Below are 7,615 nucleotides of genomic sequence, written 5' to 3'. Positions count from 1 at the left end.
CTCCGACCTGCACGACGTGCTCGACGCCGGGCTGATCTGCCACCTCGGCTTCGTCGCCGACGGCGCACCGGTCGTGCTGCCCACCGCCTACGGACGCGACGGCGACGTGCTCTACCTGCACGGATCCGCCGGCGCCCGGTACCTGCGCGGTGACGCGTTCCCGGCCTGCGTCACGGTCACCCACCTCGACGGCGTGGTGCACGCCCGCGCCGTCATGCACTTCTCGATGAACTACCGCAGCGCCGTCGTGCACGGGACCGCGCGCCGGGTCACCGACGAGACGCAGCGGTGGGAGGCGCTGCGCGTCGTCGTCGAGCACCTCACGCCGGGGGCCTGGGACCACGCGCGGCGCCCGAACAGGCGCGAGCTCGCGGCCACCGCCGTGTTCGCCCTCGACCTCACCGAGGCCAGCGTGAAGATCCGCACCGGCCCTCCGTCGGACGACGCCGAGGACGTCGAGGCGGACGCGGCGTGGGCCGGCGTGGTGCCGGTCCACACCGTGGTCGGCGCCCCGGAGCCGTCGCCGGACCTGCCCGCATCCTGGTCGGTGCCCGCGCACCTGACCCCGGACGGTGCCCTGCTCCGCTCCTGATCGGGCGAGAAGTCCGTACCCGGCCGGGGCGCGAGCCTCCGCCCGCACCCGCGCCGGAGTCCGGATCGGGTGACGTAGTCTCGCGCCACGTGAGCGCGCCCCCCGAGAACCCCGCCCCGCGCTATCCCGGTGCACAGCGGCTCGACCTGGTCGATGACCTGCACGGACACGGCGTCCCGGACCCCTACCGGTGGCTCGAGGACCCGGACGACCCGTCCACCGTGACCTGGTCGGCGGCCCAGGACGACCTGGCCCGCGCGCACCTGGACGCGCTGCCCGGCCGCGACGCCCTCGGCGCCCGGCTGGAGCAGCTGCTCTCCGCGGGTGCGGTGTCGGTGCCGTTGTGGCGGGCCGGACGGCGGTTCTTCGCCCGCCGCGACCCCGGCGGCGAGCACGCCGTCGTGCACGTCCGCGATGCCGGCCCGGACGGCCCCGGCACCGGTCCGGAGCGGGTGCTGCTCGACCCGATGGCGATCGACCCGTCCGGGCTCACCACGTTGGACTCCTGGGTCCCGGACCTGGAGGGGCGGCGGCTGGCCTACCAGCTCTCGGTCGGTGGCGACGAGCAGTCGGTGCTGCACGTCCTCGACGTCGCCGACGGGGCGCCGGTCGAGGGCCCGATCGACCGCTGCCGCTACTCCTCGATCGCCTGGCGCGAGGGCGGCGCGGAGTTCTTCTACGTCCGCAAGGTCGCCCCGGACGAGGTGCCCACCGGCGAACAGGACTTCCACCGCCGCGTCTGGCGCCACCGCGTCGGCACCGACCCGGCGACGGACGAGCTCGTCACCGGCCCCGGGCTCTACGAGCACCACAACTACTACGGCGTGAGCCTGTCCCGCGACGGGCGTTGGCTGATCGTCGGCGCGAACGTCGGCACCGCGCGGAAGGACTCGGTCTGGATCGCCGAGCTCGACGGTGACGCGCCCGTCCCCGAGCTGACCTCGATCCTCACCCAGGCCGACGACGTGCAGGCCTCGATGTGGGTCGAACGCGACGGCCGTCTCTACGCCCTGACCACCGACGGCGCCCCGCGCTGGCGCCTGGTCGTCACCGACCCGCGCAGCCCCGGCCGCGAGCACTGGCGCGAGCTGGTCGCCGAGGACCCGGAGTCGGTGCTCGAGGGTGTGCGCTACCTGGAGCCGCCGACGGGTTTGGGCGACGAGCCGCTGCTGGTGCTGGCCCGGGCCCGGCACGCCGTCGGCGAGGTGGCGCTGCACGCGCTCGACGGCAGCCCCCGCGGCACCGTCACACTGCCCGGGCCGGGGTCGCTGACCGGCCTGTCGGTGCCCGACCGCGACACCGCGGAGCTGTGGGGGTCGCTCTGGGTCGGCTGGACCGACCTGGTCACCCCGCCCGCCGTGCACCGCGGCGACCGCACCGGCGCGCTGGTGCTCGACACCCCCAGCCCGGGCCGCGTCGAGGTCCCGGACGTGCGTACCGAGCAACGCGAGTTCCGCAGCGCCGACGGGACGACGGTGCGGATGTTCGTCGTCACCCCGGCTGCGGGTCAGGGGTCCCCCGGGACGGGAGCGCCGCTGCCGGTGCTGATGACCGGCTACGGCGGGTTCGGGATCAGCCGCGAACCCGCCTACAACGCCACCGCGCTGGCCTGGGCCGCTGCCGGCGGCGCCTACGTGCTCGTCTCGCTGCGCGGCGGCGGCGAGGAGGGCGAGGCCTGGCACCGGGCCGGCAAGCGCGGGTCCAAGCAGAACGTGTTCGACGACCTGCACGCCGCGGCCGAGACGCTGATCGCCGACGGCACCACCACGCCGGAGCGCCTCGCGATCTCCGGCGGCTCCAACGGCGGGCTGCTGGTCGGCGCCGCGCTCACGCAGCGCCCCGACCTCTACCGCGCGGTGGCCTGCTCGGCCCCGTTGCTGGACATGGTCCGCTACGAGAGGTTCTCGCTGGGCCGCACCTGGAACGAGGAGTACGGCACCGCCTCCGACCCCGACGAGCTCGGCTGGCTGCTGTCCTACTCGCCGTATCACCACGTCACGGCCGGTACGGACTATCCGGCCGTGCTGTTCACCGTGTTCGACTCCGACTCCCGGGTCGACCCCTGCCACGCCCGGAAGATGTGCGCCGCGCTGCAGGGGGCCACCACCGGTGACCCCGTGACGCACCCGGTCCTGCTGCGCCGCGAGACCGACGTCGGGCACGGCGCACGGTCGATCTCGCGCAGCGTCGCGCTGTCGGTGGACACGGTGGCGTTCCTGGCCGCCCGCACCGGACTGGAGCTGACATGACCCTCCCGATCCAGGACCTGATCCCGCCGGCCCCGGTCATCGGGCAGCCCGCCTGCGCGACCGACGCCGGATCCTGGTGCGCGACCTTCTACCGCTACACCCACAACGACTTCCTGTCCCGCTCCGCAGACACGATCATGGACAAGGCGATCACCATCGCGTTCATCGTGATCGTGGCCGTCCTCGTGCGGTGGCTGGCGCACCGGGCGATCAACCGGCTGGTCGAGGGCGCGACGAACGGGGCGATGACCAGGCTGCTCGGTCGCGCGCCGAAGCGGTTGCGCACGGCCGCGTCACCGCTGATCACCCAGCGACGCGCGCAGCGGGCGCTGACGATCGGCTCGGTGCTGCGGTCGATCACCTCGGCCGTGGTGCTGCTGGTCGCGTTCGTGATGGTGCTCGCCGAGTTCGGCGTCGCGCTGGCGCCGATCCTGGCCTCGGCCGGGGTGCTGGGCATCGCGATCGGTTTCGGCGCGCAGAACCTCGTGCGCGACTTCCTCTCCGGCATGTTCATGCTGCTTGAGGACCAGTACGGCGTCGGCGACATCGTCGACCTCGGGGAGGCCAACGGCACCGTCGAGGCGGTCGGCCTGCGGATCACCACGGTCCGCGACATCCAGGGCACCGTCTGGTACGTCCGCAACGGCGAGATCCTGCGGGTGGGTAACAAGAGCCAGGGCTACGCCGTGGCGGTGATCGACCTGCCGCTCGCGCACAGTGCGGACATGGAGGAGGCCACCGAGCTCGCCGGTACCACCGCGGTGCAGCGCGTGGCCCAGGACGACGTCTCCGCGGACGTGCTGGAGGCCCCCGAAGTGCTCGGTGTGGAGAGGATCACATCGGAGGGAGTGGTGTTGCGCATCACGGTCCGCGTGCACCCGGGAAAGCAGTGGGCGGTGCAGCGGGCGCTCAACGCGGCCATCACCGACGCGTTCGACGACCACGGCGTCCCCCGCCCGACGGTCTACCCCCGCGCGACGACCGAGACCGCCGAACCGAGGCCGTGATCCGGGCGTGCGGCGCCGCGTCGACGCCCGGGTCCTGCCGTGCCGCGGGCGATGCGCCACGATGGCCCCGTGAGTGCTCCGCAGAACTTCTACGCCGAGGTCGGCGGCGCCCCGGTCTTCCACAAGATCGTGCACCGCTTCTACGAGCAGGTCGCCGAGGACGAGATCCTGCGCCCGCTCTACCCGGAGCCGGACCTCGGCCCGGCCGAGGTCCGGCTCCGGATGTTCCTGGAGCAGTACTGGGGTGGCCCCCGGACCTACTCGGACCAGCGTGGTCACCCTCGGTTACGAATGCGGCACATGCCGTTCAAGGTCGGACCGATCGAGCGCGACGCATGGCTGCGGTGCATGAAGGTCGCCGTGGACGAGGCTGACCTCGACGAACAGCACCGTGCGCAGCTGTGGCACTACCTGCAGTACGCGGCGGCCAGTATGGTCAACTCCGACTTCTGATCTCCCCCCGTACGGATGGCATCATGACTGTCCGTGAACTGGTGGCGGAACGCGGTCGTGTACGGGATCGACGTACGCGCGTTCTGCGACTCCGACGGTGACGGCACCGGCGACCTCGACGGCGTCCGGGACCGGCTGGGTTATCTGGAGCTGCTCGGCGTCGACGCGCTGTGCCTGGGTCCGGCCGCTGCACTGTCCGGCCGCGGCCACGGCCCGGCCGGTCCCTGGGACGCCCTGCTCGACGAGGCCCACCGGGCCGGGCTCCGCGTCCTGGTCGACCTCGACGCCGGACACACCGGGACCGGTCACGACTGGTTCCTCGACGCCGTCGCGGCGCCCGCGGGCAGCGCCGAGCGCGAGCGGTACCTGTTCCGGCCCGGCCGCGGACCGGGCGGGGGCGAGCCGCCGACCAACTGGCACGCCCTCGACGGAGGCCCGGCCTGGACCCGGCTGCCCACTCCCGACCGGGCCCCGCAGGTCCGCACCGGACCCGGGCACGGCGACGGTGACGCCGGGGCGACCGGCGGCGAGTGGTACCTGCACCTGCCCGGGACCGGCCGCCCGGATCTGAACTGGGCGAACCCGGAGGTCTGGGCGGAGACCGACCGGGTCCTGCGGTCCTGGATGGAACGCGGCGTGGACGGCCTGCGGATCGATCTCCCGCACGCCCTGCACGGGCCGGACGGATGGGCCGACGACCCGCGCCCCGCCGCCCGCGGGCCGCTCGCCGGGCCCGACGACCCGCGCGTGGACCACGCCGTCGGGCACGAGGTGCTCCGGACGATCCGCGCCGAGCTCGACCACCACCCGGACCGGGTGGCGATCGCCGGGGTCGATGTGGCCGACCCGGCGCGGTTCGCCCGCTACGGCGCCGACGGAGAGCTGCACCTCGCCGTGCGGACCGACCTCGCCCACTGCCCGTTCGACGCCGCGACGATCCGGACGCTCGTCGACCACTCGCTGGTCGCCGTCCGGGCCGCCGGCGGTACGCCCGCGTGGACGGCCGCCCACCCGGCCGGACCGCGGCCGGCACGACGCCTCGGCGGCCCGCACCGGGCACTGGCCCTGACCACGGTTCTGCTCGCCCTGCCCGGCGCGGTCCTGTTCGACGCCGGCGACGAGCTGGGACCGGTGGACCCGGCTCCGGACGGGCCCGACGCCCCGCGGGCGCTGCTGGCCTGGGACGTGGCCACCGAGCAGCTCGAGGACTCCGGCTCGACCCTGTCGCTGCACCGGCGGGCCCTGGAGCTGCGCCGCGAGCACCCCGGTTTCCTCGCCTGCGCCGGCCACGACGACGTCGAGTGGTTCGGTGCCCCGCCCGGCTGCCTGGCCTTCCGCCGGGGCGGGTCGACCTTGGTGTGCGCGCTCAACACGTCCCCGGAGCCGGTACCGCTGCCGCCGGGCGACGTCCTGTTCACCAGCGGGCCGGCGCCGGACGGGCGGCTCCCGCCGGACACGGCAGCTTGGCTGATCTGACGAACATCACGGTATGTATCGGTAACCCGTTGCCGACTCACTCGTTCACTCCATACGGCCGAAAAGCGGTCCACCCTAATGGGGGTAAACTTGCACGCAATGTCACCCCGTCCGGCAAAGGCGGAGCAGATGGACGCACACGACCACCTGTCCGGTAACGACGCCGAGGCGTTGTCCCGGCACTCCCTGAGCCGCCCGGTGCCGGTTCCGGACCCGACGCCCGAGCGCGGCGAACGCGGCGCGGGTGCGTGGTTCGCGGTCGTGCTGCGCGGCTACGACCGGGCGCAGGTCGACGCCCGCCTGGAGGAGCTGGACCGCCGGATCGGGGACGAGATCCGGCGCGCCGACGCCGCCGAGGCCGCTCTCGGCGCGACCCGGTCACAGCTGCGGCGGCTGCAGGACGGCGCTGCCGCGTCGACGGCCGGCGACGAGCGCAGCTTCGGGGTCCGGGTCGAGCGGGTCCTGCAGGCCGCCGAACGGGAGGCCTCCGACCTGCGGGAGAAGGCCGCCACCGAGGCCGCTGCCCTGGTGGAGACCGCCCGGGCCGAGGTCGAGCAACAGCGTCGCCAGACCGAGCAGGCGCTGCTCGGGCGGGCCGCCACCCTGGACCACGAGTTCACCGCCCGCGCGGCCTCGCTGGACGCCCGCCAGCGCGACGTCGACGACCGGATCGCGACCGCCGAACGTGAGGCGCAGCGGATCCGGGACGAGGCCGAGCGTGCCGCCGCCGAGGAACGCGCGGGCGCCGAGCGCCGGGCCGCGGACCTGATGCGCCACGCCGAGGAGGCGGTCCGGGAGCAGCGCGCCGACGCCTCCCGCGACGTCGGACGGCTCGCCGGCCTGCGCGACGAGGTCCGCGCGGAGCTGGCCCGCCTGCGTGGGGTACTGGGCGGCGAGCTCGACCGGGAGCCGGTCACCGGCGGGTACGAGCCCCTCGGCCGTGTCGGCCACGACGCCTCCGGGTCCGGGGCCGACAGCTCCGGGGCCGACGGCTCCGGGGCGGACGGCTCCGGGGCGGACGGCGACGACCCGCTCACCGGCAGGCTCCGGATCGCCCCGGTCCGCGACATCTCCGACGACGACGACCCGAACGTGCGGACGACGATCGGCACCATCCCGCCGTTCACCGTCGCCTCGATCGGCGTGCTGCCGTTCCGGGACCGGTCCGCCGGCCCCACCGGTAACGGACGGTCGTTCACCAGGTCGGGTGACAGCGCCGCGGACGGCCGGTCGGACGACGACGGCGCGACGTCGGCCGGAGGCGTCTCCGGTACCGGGTCGGGGTCCCGGACCAGCGACGACGGCAGATCGTCGAACGGCAGCGCGACCCGGTCCACGCCGCCGTCGCGGGGACCTCGATAATCGGATCGTTATGAGCAGCCGACCGTCGCAGCAGGCATGACGTCGCCGCCCGGCCAGCCGGGTCCCGACGACCGCCCGGAGCAGGATCCCGCCGAGCTCGCCGAGGGGATCCGGACCGGCCGGATCCCGGTCGTCCCGGGGTCGCTGGTCGACCTCGTGATGCGGGCCGGGGTCTCCGCTCCGGAGACCGGGCCGCGGCCCGCGGGTCCGGAGGCACCCGGGCCGGACGCGGCACCCGACCGCGCCGACGAGGGGCTGTTCTCCCCCGGCGGTCGTCCGGGTCCCGAGGGCCCCGGTACCGCCGAGCCGCTGCCGGTCGCCGACGACCTCCCGGCCGGGGAGCCCGGCTCCGATGCCGCGACCCCGGGGCACCCTCTCCTCTCCGACGCGGTCCCCGGCGACCCGCCGTCCGGGGCCGCCGACGACCTCGTCTCCCCAAATGACATGCCTGCCCGGCAGGAACCCGGGGCGGCCGC

Annotated in this window: 6 protein-coding genes and 1 pseudogene; all 7 read left to right on the top strand. The window is 74.7% G+C overall.

Features of this window, described 5'->3' with window-relative positions; translation table 11 throughout:
- On the top strand, positions 1 to 592 hold a 592-nt coding region (locus I4I78_RS27375; protein WP_226380534.1), incomplete at its 5' end, for a pyridoxamine 5'-phosphate oxidase family protein.
- A gap of 89 nt (positions 593 to 681) precedes the next feature.
- Positions 682 to 2,841 (top strand): prolyl oligopeptidase family protein, encoded by a 2,160-nt coding sequence (locus tag I4I78_RS27370; RefSeq protein ID WP_218614386.1) that lies wholly within the window; start codon positions 682 to 684, stop codon positions 2,839 to 2,841.
- Complete coding sequence (locus tag I4I78_RS27365; protein WP_218614385.1) at positions 2,838 to 3,848, top strand: mechanosensitive ion channel family protein; 1,011 nt, start codon at positions 2,838 to 2,840, stop codon at positions 3,846 to 3,848. The genes I4I78_RS27370 and I4I78_RS27365 overlap by 4 nt, the downstream gene beginning before the upstream one ends.
- 69 nt (positions 3,849 to 3,917) lie before the next feature.
- Positions 3,918 to 4,301 (top strand): globin, encoded by a 384-nt coding sequence (locus I4I78_RS27360; protein ID WP_308252389.1) that lies wholly within the window; start codon positions 3,918 to 3,920, stop codon positions 4,299 to 4,301.
- Between the two features lie 33 nt (positions 4,302 to 4,334).
- On the top strand, positions 4,335 to 5,777 hold the full coding sequence (locus tag I4I78_RS27355) for an alpha-amylase family glycosyl hydrolase (protein WP_218614383.1): 1,443 nt from the start codon (positions 4,335 to 4,337) through the stop codon (positions 5,775 to 5,777).
- Positions 5,778 to 5,906: 129 nt separating this feature from the next.
- Positions 5,907 to 7,139 carry a DivIVA domain-containing protein gene (locus I4I78_RS27350; protein WP_218614382.1) on the top strand — a complete coding sequence of 411 codons (1,233 nt, stop codon included), beginning with the start codon at positions 5,907 to 5,909 and terminating at the stop codon, positions 7,137 to 7,139.
- 36 nt (positions 7,140 to 7,175) lie between these two features.
- Positions 7,176 to 7,615: pseudogene (locus I4I78_RS27345) on the top strand (hypothetical protein); the annotation flags it as partial.

It is taken from the genome of Pseudonocardia sp. KRD291 (assembly GCF_019263595.1).
GTDB lineage: Bacteria > Actinomycetota > Actinomycetes > Mycobacteriales > Pseudonocardiaceae > Pseudonocardia.
Note: the sequence above shows the minus strand (reverse complement) of the source record. Positions and strands in the feature narration are given on the sequence as shown.

Coding starts and splice junctions, on each gene's coding strand:
- I4I78_RS27350 (WP_218614382.1), top strand. CDS start 5,907: ATGGACGCACACGACCACCTGTCCGGTAACGACGCCGAGGCGTTGTCC.
- I4I78_RS27365 (WP_218614385.1), top strand. CDS start 2,838: ATGACCCTCCCGATCCAGGACCTGATCCCGCCGGCCCCGGTCATCGGG.